Origin of the sequence: Staphylococcus sp. HMSC061G12, assembly GCF_001838465.1 — a bacterium.
In the GTDB taxonomy this organism is placed as follows: domain Bacteria; phylum Bacillota; class Bacilli; order Staphylococcales; family Staphylococcaceae; genus Staphylococcus; species Staphylococcus simulans.
The window spans coordinates 2,463-3,453 of record NZ_KV837140.1 but is presented as its reverse complement, the minus strand read 5'-3'; the positions used below and the strand labels follow the sequence as shown (position 1 = coordinate 3,453).

Genomic DNA, 991 nt, shown 5'->3' with positions numbered 1-991 from the left:
GCTGGGAAGTTAGGTACTGTCACTTTATCTTTGATCTCTTGTTCAGTTGTGCCTTGGCCGAACGGTTTTTCAATTGGTTTGACTGTTGGTTCATAAGTGTCTGAATCTTTTGGACCGACTGTAACTTTCACATTCACTGTATCTGTTGTTTTATCCGGATAAGTGACTGTGACTGGCACTTCAAACTCGCCGCTAGTTTGACCGTCAGGAATTTTTGTTTCATCTACTGTCACTGTGAATGGTTGGCCGTTTTCTGGATATCCTGGGACAGTCACTTTTTCTTTTACTTCATCAAGTGTTGTTGTTTCACCATAATGTTTAGTTACCTCTCCTGCTTTAGGATCGTATTTTACATTTTCTGGTTGGTCTCCTACAGTCACTTTAACTACCACGTGGTCTTTTGTACCGTCTGGATAAGTAACTGTTACTGGAACATCAAATACGCCATGAGTGTTTCCATCAGGCAATTTCGTTGGATCATCTACTGTTACTACCGGTGTTCCTTTATCTGCTGGGAAGTTTGGTACTGTCACTTTATCTTTCACTTCTTGTTCTGTTGTGCCTTGACCGTATGGTTTTGTGATATTTTCAAATTTCGGTTCATACGTATCTGAATCTTTTGGTCCAACAGTAACTTTGACATTCACTGTATCTGTTGTTTTATCTGGATATGTCACTGTGACTGGAACTTCGAACTTACCGCTTGTTTTACCGTCAGGTACTTTTGTTGTATCTACAGTAATAATTGGTTGGTCACCCTCTTGAGGGAAACCTGGAACACTTACTTTGCCTTTGACTTCTTCTTCAGTAGTTGCGCTACCGTATGGTTTTGTGATTTCTCCCGCAGTCGGTTCGTATATATCTTTTTGTGGTTGATCTCCTACAGTAACTTTAACTGTTACTTTGTCTGTTGTTTTGTCTGGGTATGTCACTGTGACCGGAACATCAAATACGCCATGAGTATTTCCATCAGGCAATTTCGTTGGATCAT

At 40.5% G+C, this 991-nt stretch carries 1 protein-coding gene; it reads right to left on the bottom strand.

Annotated features, from left to right (window positions below):
- Nucleotides 1–991, bottom strand: a 991-nt coding sequence (locus HMPREF2937_RS13765) for a Rib/alpha-like domain-containing protein (protein WP_257245386.1), incomplete at both ends; no start/stop codon positions are given.